Annotated in this window: 15 protein-coding genes; 8 read left to right on the forward strand and 7 right to left on the reverse strand. The window is 72.2% G+C overall.

What is annotated here, in order from left to right:
* Positions 1 to 133 precede the first annotated feature (133 nt).
* Complete coding sequence (locus AS594_RS07440) at positions 134 to 751, reverse strand: dihydrofolate reductase family protein (protein ID WP_069933260.1); 618 nt, start codon at positions 749 to 751, stop codon at positions 134 to 136.
* A gap of 186 nt (positions 752 to 937) precedes the next feature.
* Between AS594_RS07440 and AS594_RS07445 the strand changes: the two genes are divergently transcribed.
* Complete coding sequence (locus AS594_RS07445) at positions 938 to 1678, forward strand: SDR family NAD(P)-dependent oxidoreductase (protein WP_069926229.1); 741 nt, start codon at positions 938 to 940, stop codon at positions 1676 to 1678.
* 97 nt (positions 1679 to 1775) lie between these two features.
* Here the strand turns inward: AS594_RS07445 and alc are convergent, their stop codons facing one another.
* A complete protein-coding gene (gene alc / locus AS594_RS07450; protein ID WP_069926230.1) occupies positions 1776 to 2897 on the reverse strand; it encodes an allantoicase in 1122 nt (373 codons plus the stop codon).
* 1 nt (position 2898) lies between these two features.
* Positions 2899 to 4236, reverse strand: a complete 1338-nt coding sequence (allB, locus tag AS594_RS07455) for an allantoinase AllB (protein ID WP_069926231.1) — start codon at positions 4234 to 4236, stop codon at positions 2899 to 2901.
* A 434-nt stretch (positions 4237 to 4670) separates the two neighbouring features.
* On the opposite strand from allB, the gene AS594_RS07460 reads away from it, so the two are divergent.
* The 3 genes from AS594_RS07460 (at position 4671) to AS594_RS07470 (ending at position 7574) form a co-directional block, all read left to right on the forward strand.
* Positions 4671 to 5471, forward strand: coding sequence for an IclR family transcriptional regulator (locus AS594_RS07460; RefSeq protein ID WP_069933259.1), 801 nt, complete (start codon positions 4671 to 4673; stop codon positions 5469 to 5471).
* Positions 5472 to 5697: 226 nt separating this feature from the next.
* Complete coding sequence (locus AS594_RS07465) at positions 5698 to 6933, forward strand: sensor histidine kinase (RefSeq protein ID WP_079144750.1); 1236 nt, start codon at positions 5698 to 5700, stop codon at positions 6931 to 6933.
* Positions 6930 to 7574, forward strand: a complete 645-nt coding sequence (locus AS594_RS07470) for a response regulator (RefSeq protein ID WP_069926233.1) — start codon at positions 6930 to 6932, stop codon at positions 7572 to 7574. The genes AS594_RS07465 and AS594_RS07470 overlap by 4 nt, the downstream gene beginning before the upstream one ends.
* A gap of 63 nt (positions 7575 to 7637) precedes the next feature.
* On the opposite strand, the gene AS594_RS07475 is transcribed toward AS594_RS07470, so the two are convergent.
* Both AS594_RS07475 and AS594_RS07480 read right to left on the reverse strand, forming a co-directional pair.
* A complete protein-coding gene (locus AS594_RS07475; protein WP_069933258.1) occupies positions 7638 to 7949 on the reverse strand; it encodes a DUF5955 family protein in 312 nt (103 codons plus the stop codon).
* Positions 7950 to 8083: 134 nt separating this feature from the next.
* Positions 8084 to 9877: a serine/threonine-protein kinase gene (locus tag AS594_RS07480; protein WP_069926235.1), complete on the reverse strand. Its 1794-nt coding sequence runs from the start codon at positions 9875 to 9877 to the stop codon at positions 8084 to 8086.
* 94 nt (positions 9878 to 9971) lie between these two features.
* On the opposite strand from AS594_RS07480, the gene AS594_RS07485 reads away from it, so the two are divergent.
* Positions 9972 to 10583, forward strand: a complete 612-nt coding sequence (locus tag AS594_RS07485) for a nucleotidyltransferase family protein (RefSeq protein WP_069926236.1) — start codon at positions 9972 to 9974, stop codon at positions 10581 to 10583.
* A gap of 217 nt (positions 10584 to 10800) precedes the next feature.
* Positions 10801 to 12420: a malate synthase A gene (aceB, locus tag AS594_RS07490; RefSeq protein WP_069926237.1), complete on the forward strand. Its 1620-nt coding sequence runs from the start codon at positions 10801 to 10803 to the stop codon at positions 12418 to 12420.
* Positions 12421 to 12488: 68 nt separating this feature from the next.
* Here the strand turns inward: aceB and AS594_RS07495 are convergent, their stop codons facing one another.
* Both AS594_RS07495 and AS594_RS44555 read right to left on the reverse strand, forming a co-directional pair.
* Entirely contained in the window at positions 12489 to 13712 is a 1224-nt protein-coding gene (locus AS594_RS07495) for a PucR-like N-terminal domain-containing protein (RefSeq protein WP_069930331.1), read from the reverse strand.
* Between the two features lie 68 nt (positions 13713 to 13780).
* Positions 13781 to 13933, reverse strand: a complete 153-nt coding sequence (locus tag AS594_RS44555; RefSeq protein ID WP_167368001.1) for a hypothetical protein — start codon at positions 13931 to 13933, stop codon at positions 13781 to 13783.
* A 178-nt stretch (positions 13934 to 14111) separates the two neighbouring features.
* Between AS594_RS44555 and pgfA the strand changes: the two genes are divergently transcribed.
* Together pgfA and AS594_RS07505 are read left to right on the forward strand one after the other, a co-directional pair.
* Positions 14112 to 15077, forward strand: coding sequence for a cell envelope lipid trafficking protein PgfA (gene pgfA / locus AS594_RS07500; protein ID WP_069933257.1), 966 nt, complete (start codon positions 14112 to 14114; stop codon positions 15075 to 15077).
* 136 nt (positions 15078 to 15213) lie between these two features.
* Positions 15214 to 16365, forward strand: coding sequence for a glycosyltransferase family 4 protein (locus tag AS594_RS07505; RefSeq protein ID WP_069926239.1), 1152 nt, complete (start codon positions 15214 to 15216; stop codon positions 16363 to 16365).

Genomic DNA, 16365 nt, shown 5'->3' on the forward strand with positions numbered 1-16365 from the left:
GTGGACGCGGGCGTGGTTACGGCTACGGCGTTCGGCGATGCTGCGGCGGCCACGGTCGCGGTCTCCCCCGGGAAAGGCGGTGTGGAGACTTCGGCGGCTCGCACGCGGAACGATCACCGTAGCGGCGCGGCCCTCACTCGTCGAGCGCGAATGTGCCGTACGACGCCCGGCCGGCGAGCCGGTACGTGTGGATGGCGATCCCGGACTCGGTGGTGCTGCTCTGCGTCAGCTCGAACGAGGTCGGCAGTCCGCCGTCGTCGAACAGCCGCTGCCCCGCGCCGAGCACGACGGGGAAGTACAGCAGGTTGTACTCGTCGATGAGGTCGTGGCGCATCAGGGACCGCGCGAGCGCGCCGCTGCCGTGGATCTGGAGCTCGCGGCCCGGCAACTCCTTGAGCCGCGCGACCTCTTGTGCGACGTCCCCGGCGATGACGGTCGAGTTGTTCCAGTCGGCCTTTTCCAGGGTCGTGGACGCGACGTACTTCGGCAGGGCGTTGAGCCGGCCGGCCACCGGGTCGTTCTCGTCGGTGACCTTCGGCCAGTACCCGGCGAAGATCTCGTACGTCCGCCGTCCGAGCAGGAACGCGTCGACGCGGTCGAACACCCCGGTCACGAAACGGTTCATGCCCTCGCCGGCGAAGGGGACCACCCAGCCGCCCTGCTCGAACCCGCCGCGCGTGTCCTCGTCGGGGCCGCCCGGCGCCTGCATGACGCCGTCGAGGGTGAGGAACGTGGTGAGCGTGATCTTCATGGTCCGCAGCCCTTCTTGGTTACGTGTCCTCGCGTGTCACCAGCTCTGACTCCACGCTCGCACGGAACTCATCGGCGTACCCGGACACCGCGTCCGTTTGCCGCCAGCACCGTCGGCCCTCCACCGGTTTCCTTGAATCCGCAACCACTACTGACTTTCACGGACCTGGGGAAGAGGCATTTCGACATGGCTTCACTGAACGGCAGGACGGCTCTCGTCACCGGCGGCAGCCGGGGCATCGGGGCGGCGATCGCCCTGCGGCTGGCGCAGGAGGGCGCGGACGTGGCCCTCACGTACGTACGGGACGAGCAGGGCGCCCGGGAGGTCGTCCAGAAGATCGAGTCGACGGGCCGGCGGGGCATCGCCCTGCACGCCGACGCGGCGGACCCGGCAGCGGTCACCGCCGTGGTGGGCCGCGCCGCCGACGAACTCGGCCGCCTCGACATCCTGGTCAACAACGCCGGAATCGGCGTACTCGGCCCGGTGGAGACCCTCACCCTCGCGGACATCGACCAGGTGCTGGCCGTGAACGTACGGGCGGTCTTCCTGGCCTCGCAGGCCGCCGCCGGCCGGATGGAGCGCGGCGGCCGGATCATTCCCATCGGCAGCTGCGTATCCCAGCGGGTGGCGGGGCCCGGCGCAACGCTCTACACCACGAGCAAGGCGGCGCTGACCGGCCTGACGAAGGCCCTGGCGCGGGAGCTGGGCGACCGGGGCATCACGGTCAACCTCGTCCTCCCGGGACCGACCGACACGGACATGAACCCGGCGGACGGCCCGTTCGCCGCGTCGCAGAGCGCGCTGACGGCCCTCGGCCGGTTCGGGAGCGCGGACGAGGTGGCGTCGGTGGTGGCGTTCCTGGCGAGCGACGAGGCCGCCTACATGACCGGGTCCGAGGTGGTGGTCGACGGCGGCCACGCGGCGTAACGCCACGGCGCGGGCCTGCGGGGGCCGGCGGAAGGGGACGAAGTGCACCGGGGCCGTCGCGTCCCGGTGCACTCCGCGTTCATGGGCGCCGGTGGCGTCAGCCGCCCAGCTCCTGGTGGCGGGCCGCCAGGCGCGAGGCGCCCGCCTCGGTCAGGGAACCGAACAGGCGCAGGCGGGAGATGCCGCCGTCCGGGAAGATGTCCATCCGGACCTCGGTCGCCGCCGGTACCCCGCCCAGCACGAACCGGTGGTTCGTGTCGGGCTGGAGCCGGGTCCTGGGCAGGATCTCGGTCCAGTCGCCGTCGGCGCCGTCGCGTACCGAAAGCGCCGCCCAGCCGGCCGAGTTGCCCTTGAGGTACGCCGTGTCGATCTCGACGGCGCGGATCTCGGCCTGCTCCACCAGGTGGTAGTGGATCCAGTCGTTGCCCTTGTCGCGGCGGCGGCGGGTCTCCCAGCCGTCGTCCATCTTGTGCGAGCGGCCCGGCTGGATGGTGTTGGTGGCCGGGGAGTAGAACCGGTCGGAGGCGTCCTCGACCCGGCCGCCGTTCTCCAGGGCGACGAGGTCGAACGTACCGAGGGTGGCCAGCCACGCGGGGTCGGGCGCGACCTCGCCGTAGACGCGCAGCCGGGCTATGCCGCCGTCGGGGTGCTGGTTGACCCGCAGGTGGGTGAAGCGCTGCTCCACGCCGACGGCGAAGCCGTTGGCCGCGTGGCCGCCGACCGCCGTACGGGGTACGAGGGTCACCCACTTCACGTCGTCGGAGAGGAGGTCGTCGGGGGACGGCGATCCCGGTACCGAGGTGGCCTCCACCGAGACGGCCTGCGGGTAGTTGCCACGGAAGTGGGCGGTGTCGATGACGACGCCGCGCACGACGCCGGGCGCTCCGAGCCGTACGAGGGCCCAGTCGTGGTCCTCGTCCGTCGGGTGCGGCTGGTGGCCGCCGACGCCACGGCGGCGGCGGGTCTCCCAGCCGTCCATGATCTTGCCCTTGTGGCCGAAGTGCTCCGGGTCGAACTCCGCCGCGCCGGGCCGCAGCATGTTCTCGCGCTCAGCGAAGAACTCGTCGTTGGCCGCGATCACGCCCGCGCCGAGCCGCCGGTCGGCGAGGTCCGCGAAGTGGGTGAAGGGGAAGTCGGCGGTGCGGTAGTCGGCGTACGGGTCGCCGCCGCCGTACGGGTTCGCGTCACCGGTGAAGGAGGGGGTCGCCACGTCAGACACGTCAGTTGTTCCTTTCGAGCAGCCGGCCGGTCGGCTCGGCCAGGGTGCCGTTGTCGGCGATGCGTACGCCCCGCAGCCACGTCGACCTGACGACGCCGTGCAGGGTCTTGCCGGCGTACGCCGTCACCTGGTTGCGGTGGTGCAGCTCCGCCGGATCGACGGTGAAGGTCTCGTCGGGCGCGAGGACCGCGAAGTCGGCGTCGCGGCCGGCCTCGATGGCGCCCTTCTGCGCCAGGCCCGCGAGCTCGGCGGGCGCGGCGGACATCCAGCGCACCACGTCCTCCAGCGAGTGGCCGCGGCGCCTCGCCTCGGTCCAGATCGCGGGCAGGCCCAGCTGGAGCGAGGAGATGCCGCCCCAGGCGGAGGCGAAGTCGGGGGTCTTGAGGTCCGTGGTGCAGGGCGAGTGGTCGGAGACGACGCAGTCGATCGTCCCGTCCGCGAGCCCGTCCCACAGGGCGTCCTGGTTCTCGGCCTCGCGGATCGGCGGGCAGCACTTGAACTCGGTGGCGCCGTCCGGGACTTCCTCGGCCGTGAGGGTGAGGAAGTGCGGGCAGGACTCGACGGTGATCCGTACGCCGTCCCGCTTGGCCGCGGCGATCAGCGGCAGCGCGTCCGAGGACGACAGGTGCAGGACGTGGACGCGGGCGCCGAGGCGTCTGGCGTGCGCGATCAGGTTCTCGATCGCGGTGTTCTCGGCGTCGCGCGGCCGTGAGGCGAGGAAGTCGGCGTACGCGGGGCCGCTCCTCTGCGGGGCGGCCTCCAGGTGGTGCGGGTCCTCGGCGTGCACGATCAGCTGACCGCCGAAGCCGGCGATCTCCGCCATCGACCGGGCGAGCTGCTCCTGGTCGAGTTCCGGGAACTCCTCCACGCCCGAGGGCGACAGGAAGCACTTGAAGCCGAAGACGCCGGCGTCGTACAGCGGTCGCAGGTCCTTCACGTTGGAGGGGATCGCGCCGCCCCAGAAGCCGACGTCGATGTGCGCCTTGCTGCGGGCGACGTCCTGCTTGGTGCGCAGGTGGTCGACCGTGGTGGTCGGCGGGAGGGAGTTGAGCGGCATGTCGAGGAGCGTGGTGATGCCGCCCGCCGCGGCGGCGCGGGTGGCGGTCCAGAAGCCTTCCCACGCGGTGCGGCCCGGGTCGTTCACGTGGACGTGGGTGTCGACGAGGCCGGGGAGCAGGACGTCGTCCGCGAAGTCCTCCAGCCGGGCTCCGGCCGGCACCTCGGCGTCGTACGGCAGCACCGCCGTGATCTTCCCGTCGGCGACGGCGACCGATGCGGCGCGCGTCCCGTCCGGGGTGATGACGCGCGTCGAGCGCAGTACCAGGTCCACGTCGGACACTCTGTCCCTCACTTCCGTACAGAGGAATTCAGCCCTGAATTTCAACGAACTGTTGAAGGAGTCTTCACTCCGGGGTCCGGCCCGTCAAGACCCTCCTCAGCCCCTGAGACCCCTGTGACCTGCGCGGGGATCATGAATACGGCCCCGCTGACCACGATCCGCTCCTCGTGGCCGCGTGTCGCGGCGGACCTTCGGACGGGCCGCCCCGGAGGTCGGAACAGAGCACTTGGATGTTTCCACAGAGTGGAAGTAGAATTTCATGCAGCAGAAGGTGGATACGTACAAGAAGAGCTCCGCCGGATCGTCCGGGGTGACCGCCGACACAGGGACAAACACCCTCTGACCGGCGGGGACGTCTTGACGTAGACCGTGTGCTCCGCGCAGGCGGCGGGTAGGCTGCTGCCTTGCCCATCCGCCTCGAAAGGACCGTTGACGTGCCGTCGTCCAACGCCACCACCGACGCTTCCAAATCTGCCGCGCCCAGCGGTGGTGTGCAGTCGCTTGAGCGCGCCTTCGACCTGCTGGAGCGGATGGCCGACGCGGGCGGCGAGGTCGGGCTCAGCGAGCTGTCGGCCAGCAGCGGCCTGCCGCTCCCCACGATCCACCGTCTGATGCGCACGCTGGTCGCCTGCGGCTACGTACGCCAGCAGACGAACCGCCGCTACTCGCTCGGCCCGCGCCTGATCCGCCTCGGCGAGAGCGCGTCCCGGCTCCTCGGCACCTGGGCCCGCCCGTACCTCGCGCGCCTGGTCGAGGAGACCGGCGAGACCGCGAACATGGCGCTGCTGGACGGCGACGAGATCGTGTACGTCGCCCAGGTGCCCTCAAAGCACTCGATGCGGATGTTCACCGAGGTCGGCCGCCGGGTCCTCCCGCACTCCACCGGCGTGGGCAAGGCGCTGCTCGCGCACACCCCGCCGGAGGAGGTGCGCGCGCTGCTCGCCCGTACGGGCATGCCGACCGCCACCGAGAAGACGATCACCACGCCCGAGGGCTTCCTGGACGCCCTGGAGCAGGTCCGCAGGGCCGGTTACGCCGTGGACGACGGCGAGCAGGAGATCGGCGTCCGCTGCCTCGCGGTCCCGGTGCCCAACTCCCCCACCGCCGCCGCGATCTCGATCTCCGGGCCGGCGGGCCGCGTCACGGAGGCGGCAACCGAGAAGATCGTCCCGATACTCCAGGAAGTCGCCCAGGACCTGTCGGTCGTACTCACCAGCAACGGCACGCAGGGCTGATCAGCCCGCAGGCCGCGGTTCAGCGCGGTGCGACGGCCGCCGAGAGGCGGCCGTCCGCCGCCGTCACCACCGTGCCCATCAGTGCGGACCGGATGTCTTTCCATGCGACAAACATGTTTCCCGGACGGTCGGCGGAGGGCGCCGGGGACATCGCGCCCCTGATCGCCCCGACATCAATCCTTTGATTGACGGGGCGACTGCGCCGGAGCCCTACGCTGAAGGGGCCATGAACCCCAGCTCCTCCCTCGCCGGCCCTCCCCCCGCCGGCTTCTGTCTCCCCGAACGCCCGCTCACCCCCGTAGTGCGGGCCCTGCGCCTGTGCTTGCACGCACTGCTCGGCGGACTGATCGCGCTCGCCGCCGTCAAGGCCGTGGCCGACGGCGCCCCGCACGCGACGGCGGTGGTCCTCGCGGCCGTCACGACGGCCGTCGTCTACACGGTCGGGGCGCTGAGCCCGGCCGTAGACCGCTCGCCCCGGACCGCGGCCGGCTGGCTCGGAGCGCTGGGCCTCGCCTGGCTGATACTCCTCTCGCTGTCCCCGGACGGGCTGTGGGCGGCGTTCCCGCTGTACTTCCTTCAGTTGCATCTGCTTCCGACGCGCTGGGGCCTGGGCGCGGTCGCCGCGACGGCGGCCGCCGCCATCGGCGGCTTCGTGCTGCACGGACAGACGGTGACACCCGGTACGTTCATCGGGCCGCTGCTCGGCGCCGCCGTCGCCGTGGCGACGGTTCTGGGCTACCAGGCGCTGTACCGGGAGAGCGAGCGGCGCCGCGAACTCATCGACGAGCTGCTCGCGACCCGTGAGGACCTCGCCGCCGCCGAGCGGACGGCCGGGACGCTGGCCGAGCGCGAGCGGCTGGCCCGCGAGATCCACGACACGCTCGCCCAGGGCCTGTCCAGCATCCAGCTCCTGCTGCGCGCCGCCGAACGCACCCTGCCCGTCGGTGATCCTGCCGCCGCCCACGTCCGGCAGGCCCGCGAGGCCGCGCGGGACAATCTCGCCGAGGCGCGCCGCTTCGTACGGGCGCTGCCACCGCCCGACCTGGAGCACGCCTCACTGCCCGCCGCCCTGGAGCGGCTGTGCGCGTCGACACCGGGGCCCGCCGTGCGGTTCGGCGTGAGCGGTACGCCGGTGCGGCTGCCCACTCCGTACGAGGTGGCCCTGCTGCGCGTCGCCCAGTCCGCGCTCGCCAACACGGTGCGGCACGCGGGCGCCGCGCGCGCCGAGATCACCTTGAGCTTCATGGAGACCTCGGTGGCGCTGGACGTCGTCGACGACGGCGCGGGCTTCGATCCGCTGGCTCCGCCCCCGCCCCGGGGCGGCGGTTTCGGCCTGCCCGCGATGCGCTCGCGGGCGCGTTCGCTCGGCGGCACGCTGAGCGTCGAGTCGGCGCCGGGCCGGGGCACGGCCGTCGCGATCACCCTCCCCCTGCCGTCCGGAGACCCGGGAGGCCCCTCATGAGGCCGCCCGGCACCCCCGTCCGCCTGCTGCTGGCCGACGACCATCCCGTCGTACGGGCGGGCCTGCGCGCCGTGCTCGACACCGAGGAGGACTTGCTCGTCGTCGCGGAGGCGGCGACGGCGGAGCGGGCGGTGGAACTCGCGGCGGCCGGTGACTGCGACGTCGTGCTGATGGACCTCCAGTTCGGGCCGGGCAGGATGCACGGGGCCGAGGCGACCGCCGCGATCACCGCGCGGCCCGGATCGCCCCGGGTGCTCGTCCTGACGACGTACGACACGGACGCCGACATCCTGGCGGCGGTGGAGGCGGGAGCGAGCGGCTATCTACTCAAGGACGCGCCGCCGGAGGAGCTGTCGGCCGCGGTGCGCACGGCGGCGGCCGGACAGTCCGCGCTGGCGCCGGCCGTCGCGCACCGGCTGATGGACCGGATGCGGACGCCGGGGCAGGCGCTGACCCGGCGCGAGCTGGAGGTGCTCCAGCTGGTCGGCGACGGTCTGTCCAACCAGCAGATCAGCAAGAGGCTCTTCCTCAGCCAGGCGACGGTCAAGTCCCATCTGGTGCACGTCTACGCCAAGTTGGGCGTGGACTCGCGCACGTCCGCGGTGGCGGCCGCGACGTCCCGCCGGCTGATCCGGCGATGACCGCCGGGAAAGACGGAAGGGGCGGACCGGGAGTACCGGTCCGCCCCTCGCCCTGCCCTCACCTCATCCGTCGCCGCGCCCGAACAGCTCGACGACCTGGCGCACCTGGGTCAGCGCCTGGGCCAGCGCGCTGACCGAGCCGACCGACCCGGCGACCAGCAGCAGCGAACGCCGCAGGCGCATGATCTCCGGTGCGCCGCTGAGCGCCATCGCGTGCAGCGCCGCCAGTTCGTCCTCCGCGACGCCCCGGTCGGGCAGTTCCGCGGGGTGGGCGGCCAGTTCACGGCGCAGCCGCGAGACGGCGGCACGCAGCTCCGTCACGCGCGGGTCCTCGCCGTTTCCCGTCACGCACTTCTGTTCCACACTTCTCAACAAGGTCTCTCCCCCTCGCACAGCCACGTGCAGGTCCTGCCAGTGGTTCAGCCCCGTACGCCGCTGGTCGGACGCCGTACCCGGGGGCCGGGGGTCAGTTAACGCCAACCGGAGGGCGCTACGCCACTTGGCCCCGCTCAGCCGCCCGAGCCGGTGGCGGCGGCGTTGCGCCAGACGGTCAGGTCCAGCGTCATGTACGTACTGGGCGAATCCTCGGCGGAGAAGCCCTGGACCGTCACGACGCCCATGTGTCCCGTGCCCGTCGTGACGCAGACCTGCCGCCCCTTCGAGAGCTTGTTCACATAGACCGTTTCGGTGAAGCGGGTGTCGGCGCGACAGGCGGCGAGTGATCCCTCCTGCCCCGGGTCGAGCAGCACCAGGGTGCCGCCCTCGCTTTCCGCGTCGAGGTATCCACCGGTGTCGTAGGAGAGGTCGTACGAGCCGTCCTCGCCGCTCTGGGGCCGGATGTCGTCGTCGGCGAGGGACAGGTGGTATCCGGCGGTGAGGTCGATGCCCTTGTAGTCGGCGGGCTCCGGGTCGGGCCGGGGCTCCGGCTTCGGCTTCGGGTCGGCGTCCGTGGGCGTGGTGTCCTTCGAGCCGGCCTCCCGCGCGCCGTCAGCGGTCCGCTCGTCCTGCGGGGCGCCGCTGCCCGCCGCCCGCTTGCCGTCGTCCTCGAGCAGGGAGTACACGGTGGCGCCGCCCGCGACGCCGAGCAGCAGCACGGCGGCGAGGGCGACCAGCAGGCCCTTGGCTCCGCTCTTGCGGGGCTGGGGCGCCGGGGGCACGGGGTGCCCGGGGTACGTCTGGTGGTGCGTCGGCACGTGGGTGGGGGCGTAGGCGTGGCCGTGGGACTGCGGCGGCGGGGTGCTGTACTGCTGAGGCGGGTGGGGCGGCTGATGCTGCGCGGGCGGGCCGAAGCCGGGGGGCGGCGTCGCCGGGGCGACGGGCGTGGTGGGCGAGTAGGCCACGGGCGGGGCGGACGGCGGGGGCGGCGTCCGGTCCGGCGCGGGGGCGGCCGCGCGTACCGTGATGTCGGCGGCGACCGCGCCCGGCAGCCAGTCCTCCGGGCGGCGCAGGACCGTCTCGGCGTTGGCGGTCTGGCAGAGCCCGATGACCTCGGTGACCGAGGGCCTGTCCGCCGGGTCCTTGGCGAGGCAGCGGCCGACCAGCTCCATCAGCCGCTCGGGGACGCCGCTGAGGTCGGGCTCCTCGTGGACGATCCGGTAGAGCACCCCGTGCGAGGTGCCTTCGCCGAAGGCCGGCGATCCGGTCGCCGCGTACGCCGCGACCTGGCCGAGGGCGAAGACGTCGGTGGCCGGGGTCACCCTCTTCCCGGCGGCCTGCTCCGGGGCCATGAACGACGGGGTGCCGATGGTGACGCCGCTGCCGGTGAGCGAGGTCGCGTCGGCGGCGTACGCGATACCGAAGTCGATGACCCGGGGGCCGTCGGCGGCGAGCAGCACGTTGGAGGGCTTGAGGTCGCGGTGCACGATGCCGGCGCCGTGGATGACGTGCAGCGCCTCGGCCATGCCCGCGATCAGCAGCAGCACCGCCTCGACGGGCAGCGCCCCGTGCGTGACGACGGCGTCGGCGAGCGAGGGCCCCGGTACGTAGGCGGTGGCCAGCCAGGGCTGCGCGCCGTCCGTGTCGGCGTCGATGACGGGCGCGGTGAACAGTCCCTGCACCCGCTGCGCCGACTTCACTTCCTGGGCGAACCGGCGGCGGAACTCGGGGTCCTCGCCGAACTCGGGCCGGATCACCTTGATGGCGACGGGGCGGCCTCCCGGCGTGTACGACAGGTACACCTTGCCCATGCCGCCCGCGCCGAGCCTGGCGGCCAGCCGGTATCCGGAGATGGTGGTCGGGTCGTCCCCCGCGAGAGGCTGGAACACCTGGGAGGCACTGCCCCGGTCCGGCTGCTGACCACTCATCAACTCATGTCTCCCACGCAGAACACCGATATCGAACGGCACCCTATCCAAGGACGGGCCGTCGACGCCGGTCCTGATGAGGTATGCAGATCCCATGGCACTCACACAGGACGACGGGCCCGGGTCCGTCGCGGGCCTGCTGCTCGCGGCCGGCGCCGGGCGGCGGCTCGGCGGCCGGCCGAAGGCGCTGCTGGAGCACCGGGGGCGGCCGCTCGTCGAGCACGCGGTACGCGTACTGCGCGAGGGCGGCTGCGGCCCGGTGCACGTGGTGCTGGGCGCGGCGGCGGACCAGGTCCGCGAGCACGCCGACCTGAGCGGCTGCGTGCTGGTCGACAACCCGGAGTGGGACGAGGGGATGGGCTCGTCGCTGCGGGCCGGTCTGGCTTCCCTGGCGGGTACGGGGGCCGGGGCGGCGCTGGTCTCGCTGGTCGACCAGCCGGGGATCGGCGCGGCGGCGGTGGGCCGGGTGGTGGCGGCGTACCGCTCGCCGTCGAGCCTGGTGGCGGCGGCGTACGACGGGAAGCGGGGGCATCCGGTGCTCTTCGGCGCCGGGCGGTGGGCGGACATCGTGAGGACTGCGACGGGCGACCGGGGGGCACGCGCCTATCTGAAGCAGCACGAGGGCGCGGTCACGCTCGTCGAGTGCGGGGACGTGGCCGCGGCGTACGACATCGACACGCCGGAGGACCTGTTCCACTTGGAGTGACCGGGGTGGCACTGAGCGCCAGTTTCTGTCGACCCGGAGAATCTCGATATCAACAGACCGTTGAACTTCCACCATGAGGAAACTACTATCCACACGTCAGAAGCGCCCTGCACCACTCGGCGGCGCCCGCGACCGTACCTCGGAGCCATGGCACTTAGTGCCGTTCTCAGGCGTCCCGGCGGCCGGCAGGCCTCGCCCGCGTAAGGAGTGACAGCTCATGTCCGCACCAGCGCCGTCCCCGCTGGCCATCGTCGATGCCGAGCCCCTGCCGAGGCAGGAAGAGGTCCTGACCGACGCGGCTCTCGCCTTCGTGGCCGAGCTGCACCGGCTGTTCACGCCCCGCCGTGACGAGCTGCTCGCCCGCCGCGCCGAGCGCCGCGCCGAGATCGCCCGCACGTCCACGCTCGACTTCCTCCCGGACACCGCACAGGTCCGTGAGGGCGACTGGAAGGTCGCGCCGGCCCCGGCCGCGCTCAACGACCGCCGCGTGGAGATCACCGGTCCGACCGACCGCAAGATGACCATCAACGCCCTCAACTCGGGCGCCAAGGTCTGGCTCGCCGACTTCGAGGACGCGTCCGCCCCCACCTGGGAGAACGTCGTCCTCGGCCAGCGCAACCTGATCGACGCGTACACGCGCAAGATCGACTTCACCGACCCCGGGTCCGGCAAGACGTACGCCCTCAAGCCGGCCGAGGAGCTGGCGACCGTCGTCATGCGGCCGCGCGGCTGGCACCTCGACGAGCGCCACCTGCGGTTCGACGGCCGTGCGGTGCCCGGCGCCCTCGTCGACTTCGGCCTGTACTTCTTCCACAACGCCAAGCGGCTCATCGAGCTCGGCAAGGGCCCGTACTTTTACCTGCCGAAGACCGAGTCGCACCTCGAAGCGCGGCTGTGGAACGACATCTTCGTCTTCGCGCAGGACTACGTCGGCATCCCGCAGGGCACCGTCCGCGCGACCGTCCTGATCGAGACGATCACGGCGGCGTACGAGATGGAGGAGATCCTCTACGAGCTGCGCGACCACGCGGCGGGCCTCAACGCGGGCCGCTGGGACTACCTCTTCTCCATCGTCAAGAACTTCCGTGACGGCGGGGCGAAGTTCGTCCTGCCGGACCGCAACGCGGTCACCATGACGGCCCCGTTCATGCGGGCGTACACCGAGCTGCTCGTCCGTACGTGCCACAAGCGCGGCGCGCACGCGATCGGCGGCATGGCGGCCTTCATCCCGTCCCGCAAGGACGCCGAGGTCAACAAGGTCGCCTTCGAGAAGGTCAAGGCGGACAAGGACCGCGAGGCCGCCGACGGCTTCGACGGCTCCTGGGTCGCGCACCCGGACCTGGTGCCGATCGCGATGGCGTCCTTCGACGCGGTCCTGGGCGAGAAGCCGAACCAGAAGGACCGGCTGCGCGAGGACGTCTCGGTGGCTCCCGGCGACCTGATCGCCATCGACTCGCTGGACGCGGTCCCGACGTACGAGGGCCTCGTCTCGGCCGTCCAGGTCGGCATCCGCTACATCGAGGCGTGGCTGCGGGGCCTGGGCGCCGTCGCCATCTTCAACCTGATGGAGGACGCCGCCACGGCGGAGATCTCCCGCTCGCAGATCTGGCAGTGGATCAACGCGGGCGTCGTCTTCGAGAACGGCCGCAAGGCGACCCCGGAACTGACCCGCGAGATCGCCGCCGGCGAACTGGCCGCGATCCGCGCGGAGATCGGCGAGGAGGCGTTCGCCGCCGGCCGGTGGCAGCAGGCGCACGACCTGCTGCTCACCGTCTCGCTCGACGAGGACTACGCGGACTTCCTCACGCTGCCCGCGTACGAGCAGCTGCGCGGCTGATCACCGCCGTACCCCCGTTCTCCGCCCCCGGGACCGCACAGCACCGGGGGCGGAGCCATGTCCGCCGCTCACCGGATCGGCTCGCTCAGCTCGCCCCGTAATCGCTGGGCCCGCAGCACCAGTTCGAGCTCGAAGCGGCGGTCGGGGTCGTCCACCTCGTCGCCCCACAGCTCCCGGATCTGCCGCATCCGGTAGCGCACGGTCTGCGGATGTACGCCGAGCCTGGCCGCCACCTCCGGCGCCCCGCCCCGGGTCTCCAGCCACGCCAGCAGCGTCTCCGCGAGCCGCCGCCCCTGGGTGGGGCCGCAGCCGTCGAGCGGGGCGAGGCAGCGGCGCGTCAGGTCGCCGATCAGCTCCTCGGGCGGCAGCAGGACCAGCGCCTCGGTGTACTCGGCGGTGTGCAGCAGCCGCCCGGACGGCAGCAGCCCCCGCTCCATGAGCCGCACGGCGGCGGCCGCCCAGCGCAGCGACTTCGCGGCCTCCGTCAGCGCCACCGCGGGTCCGATCGCCCCCGACCAGCCCTTCATCGACCGGCGCAGCAGCTCCGGCCGTCCCGCCAGCCCCGGATCGGGCACGATAATCAGCGGCTGCTCGCTCTCCATGTCGAGGAGTACGCCCTGCCCCACGGCCGGTGCGACGCACTCCCGCGCCGGCCGCAGCAGCACCCCCACGGCGACCCGCTCGGGCAGCGGCCAGCCGATCCGGGCGGCGTGTTCGGCGAGCGAGCGGGTGCGGGCGGGGCCGTCGGGCTCGCCGTACTCGGCGACCAGTGCCTGCGTGAGCTTGCGCTGGAGCCGGAGCCGCTCGCCCGCCTGCCGCGCGGCGGCCTCGGCGTACCCCCGTATCGTCTGGTCCACCAGCCCGTCCAGGAAGGCGAATCCGGACTCGGCGAGTTCGTACATGGCGGGCGGCGGGATGCGTACCTGCTGCCCGATCTCGGCCAGCCGCCGCCAGGCGAGCCGGACGCCGAGCCGGTACATGGCCTGGAGGGAGTCGAGGGAGCGGCCGTGCTGGCCCTCGCCGCGCCCGAAGTCCTGGAAGACTTCGAGATGGACGTGCGGGCGCCCCTTCGCCAGCACCAGGTGCTGCACGAAGTCCTCCAGGGCGCGCCGGATGCCGACGAGGGCGATCAGCTCACCCGATTCGTCGACCAGCAGGGGCAGCTTGGGGTGTTCGCGGCAGATGCAGTCGAGGATCTCCTGGGCGAGCGAGGGCACTTCGCGCATGGCCCGGTCGGTGAACTGCCGTACCTGGAGGCGTGGCACGTCCTCCCACGCCGAACAGTCGCCCATACGTCGCTCCCCGTCCACTGCGGTCGTGTCCACCGCGGTCGTCTCCACTGGGGGTACTCCCACCGGGGTCACTTCCGGGGCGTCGCCGACTCGTAGCTGATCAGCGGCACATTGGGCTGCTCCGGGGTAGCGCTCAGCAGTGCCACGACGGCGAGGGCGGCGCCCACGGCCAGGGCGGCGGCGGCAACGACGGTCAGCGCCGCTGCGAGGAATTTGGACATGGCGGGTCAGCCTCTCTGACGCTGTGACCCCACCGGTGTGCGCCGACCCCGTCCGGCAATGCCCCAGTGTCAACACTGCATTGACAGTCCGTCAAGAGGGCGCTTACGGTTCCCGGCCCATACGCATGTGCACGTATTCGCCGAGCCACCCCCGCCGGCCCTTCCTGGAGTCGCCCGTATGCGTCGCACCGCTTCCCCCCTGTCGCTGGCCCTGCTGGGCGCCGGCGTCTTCCTGCTGGTCCTCGCCCCGATGCTGGCCTGGTACGTCGAGCCGCGCGCGAAACGCACGCCGGTCGACGTGGACGTCACCACGGTCTTCACCGGCACCGGCAGCTACTTCGACACCACCGAGATCAGGACCGTCACCAGCAAGAGACTCACGATCACCCGCCAGGTGCGGGGCGACGTGGCCGACAGCGAGAAGAGCGGCAGGGCGATCTGGGACGTCTCGACCTCCGTCGACACCGACGCCACCCTCCCCGCCGCCGACACCCACGACTCGCTCCAGTGGACGCTGGAGCGCTGGGTGACCGACCGGCGCACCAACGAGCCCGTGCACTGCTGCGGCGAGAAGCCGGCCTTCGACGGGGAGGCGTACCTCAAGTTCCCCTTCGACGTGCAGAAGCGCTCGTACCGCTGGTGGGACAACACCCTCGGCTCGACCGTCCGCCTCCGCTTCGCCGGTGTGCGACGGATCCAGGGGTACGAGGGCTACCGCTTCACGGGCTCCGTCGAACCCACCAGGACCGGCACCCGGCTGGTTCCGGGGCGGCTCGTCGGGCTGCCGAAGCGCGGTCAGGTGCTCGCGGAGGAGTGGTACGCCAACCACGGCATCGAGCTGGTCGTCGACCGGCGCACGGGCCGCATCGTGAACGCCGCGATCGGCCCGCGCAAGACGCTGCGCGCACCCGGCGGGAAGCGGGACAAGGTGGTCCTGCTGGACAGCCGCCGGCTGGAGTTCACACCGCCCACGCAGCGCGCCCAGGTCGAGCTGGCGTCCGGCGACAGCGATCGCCTGGAACTGGTGGGAGAGACGCTGCCGGTGGGCGGCGGCGCGGCGGGAGCACTCCTGGCGGCGGCGGGAGCGGTGCTCGTCGTACGGGGGCGCGAACCGCGCGCGACCACACCCGTCGTCGCGATGTGATGACACATCAGCTCACACTGGGCCCGAAATTGTCACCGAGGTGAGTAGCCGCGTCGAACAGCGTGCCGAAAACTGACCTCCCACCCCGAGCACAGCCCCACCGGTTTCCGCACCCCTGAAACGAGTTGGAGCTCGCATGCCCCAGCACGTGCCCCCCACCCTGCACGATGCGAAACCCCAAGAGACCCACCCACCACTTCCCCACACCGGTTCCCCGCACCCCCGCAGAATCGTCTTCCTCTCCCGCCGCGACCTCGGCAATCCGGCCGCCGGCGGCTCCGAACTCCTCGTCGACCGCCTCGCGGACGGCCTGACGGCCCTCGGCCACCAGGTGACCCTGCTGTGCGGAGGCCCGGCGGCGTACCGCGACTACCGGGTCGTCTCCGCGGGCGGCGACCTCGGGCACTTCATCAAGGCGCGCCACGCCTTCGCCCGGCAGGTCGGCGACTGCGACCTGCTGGTCGAGGTCTGCAACGGCCTGCCCTACCTGACCCCGCTCTGGCACCGCGGCCCCACCCTGTGCCTGGTCAACCATGTGCACACGGAGCTGTGGGGCATGCGCTATCCGGGCCCGGCCGCCGGCCTCGGACGCCGCCTGGAGCACTGGGCGCTGTCCGCGGCGCAACGCGAGAACCTGCTGGTCGCCGTCTCGGCCTCCACAGCCGGGGCACTCGGCGCGCTGGGAGTGGACCCCGCCCGCATCCGGGTCGTGCACAACGGCGTCGAACAGCCGGCGGAGCGCACACCGCGTTCGCCCGAACCGCTCTTCCTGGCGATGGGCCGGCTGGTCGAGTACAAGCGCATCGACCTCCTCCTGCGCCTGTGGGAGAGGGTCAGACCGGTCACCGGCGGCAAACTGGTGATCATCGGCGACGGCCCGGAACGCCACCGTCTGGAGGCTTTCGCCGGCCCTGACGTGATCTTCAAGGGTCATGTCTCCGAGACCGAGAAACACCAACTCCTGTGCGCTGCGCACCTCTTACTGCATCCCTCCGCCGTGGAGGGCTGGGGCCTGGTGGTCACCGAGGCGGCCACCCGGGGCACCCCCGCGATCGGGTTCGACGTACCGGGGCTGCGGGACTCCATAGCCGACGGGGTGACGGGCGTACTGGCGCGCGGCGAGAGTTCGTTCGCCGCCGCCTGGTGCACGCTCGCCCTGAGCACCGAGCGCCGCGAGGCGATGGGCCGCGCGGCCGCCGCGCGGGCCGCGCACTACCGGTGGAGCAGTACGGTGCGCCAGTTCCGGGCGGTGGCGGCGGAGGCGGCCCTCTCCCACCGGCGGAGGTGA

The organism is Streptomyces agglomeratus, from assembly GCF_001746415.1.
Lineage (GTDB): Bacteria > Actinomycetota > Actinomycetes > Streptomycetales > Streptomycetaceae > Streptomyces > Streptomyces agglomeratus.

Coding starts and splice junctions, on each gene's coding strand:
- AS594_RS07505 (WP_069926239.1), top strand. CDS start 15,214: ATGCCCCAGCACGTGCCCCCCACCCTGCACGATGCGAAACCCCAAGAG.
- AS594_RS07445 (WP_069926229.1), top strand. CDS start 938: ATGGCTTCACTGAACGGCAGGACGGCTCTCGTCACCGGCGGCAGCCGG.
- AS594_RS44555 (WP_167368001.1), bottom strand. CDS start 13,933: ATGTCCAAATTCCTCGCAGCGGCGCTGACCGTCGTTGCCGCCGCCGCC.
- aceB (WP_069926237.1), top strand. CDS start 10,801: ATGTCCGCACCAGCGCCGTCCCCGCTGGCCATCGTCGATGCCGAGCCC.
- AS594_RS07495 (WP_069930331.1), bottom strand. CDS start 13,712: ATGGGCGACTGTTCGGCGTGGGAGGACGTGCCACGCCTCCAGGTACGG.
- AS594_RS07485 (WP_069926236.1), top strand. CDS start 9,972: ATGGCACTCACACAGGACGACGGGCCCGGGTCCGTCGCGGGCCTGCTG.
- AS594_RS07470 (WP_069926233.1), top strand. CDS start 6,930: ATGAGGCCGCCCGGCACCCCCGTCCGCCTGCTGCTGGCCGACGACCAT.
- AS594_RS07480 (WP_069926235.1), bottom strand. CDS start 9,877: ATGAGTGGTCAGCAGCCGGACCGGGGCAGTGCCTCCCAGGTGTTCCAG.
- pgfA (WP_069933257.1), top strand. CDS start 14,112: ATGCGTCGCACCGCTTCCCCCCTGTCGCTGGCCCTGCTGGGCGCCGGC.
- AS594_RS07465 (WP_079144750.1), top strand. CDS start 5,698: ATGAACCCCAGCTCCTCCCTCGCCGGCCCTCCCCCCGCCGGCTTCTGT.
- AS594_RS07440 (WP_069933260.1), bottom strand. CDS start 751: ATGAAGATCACGCTCACCACGTTCCTCACCCTCGACGGCGTCATGCAG.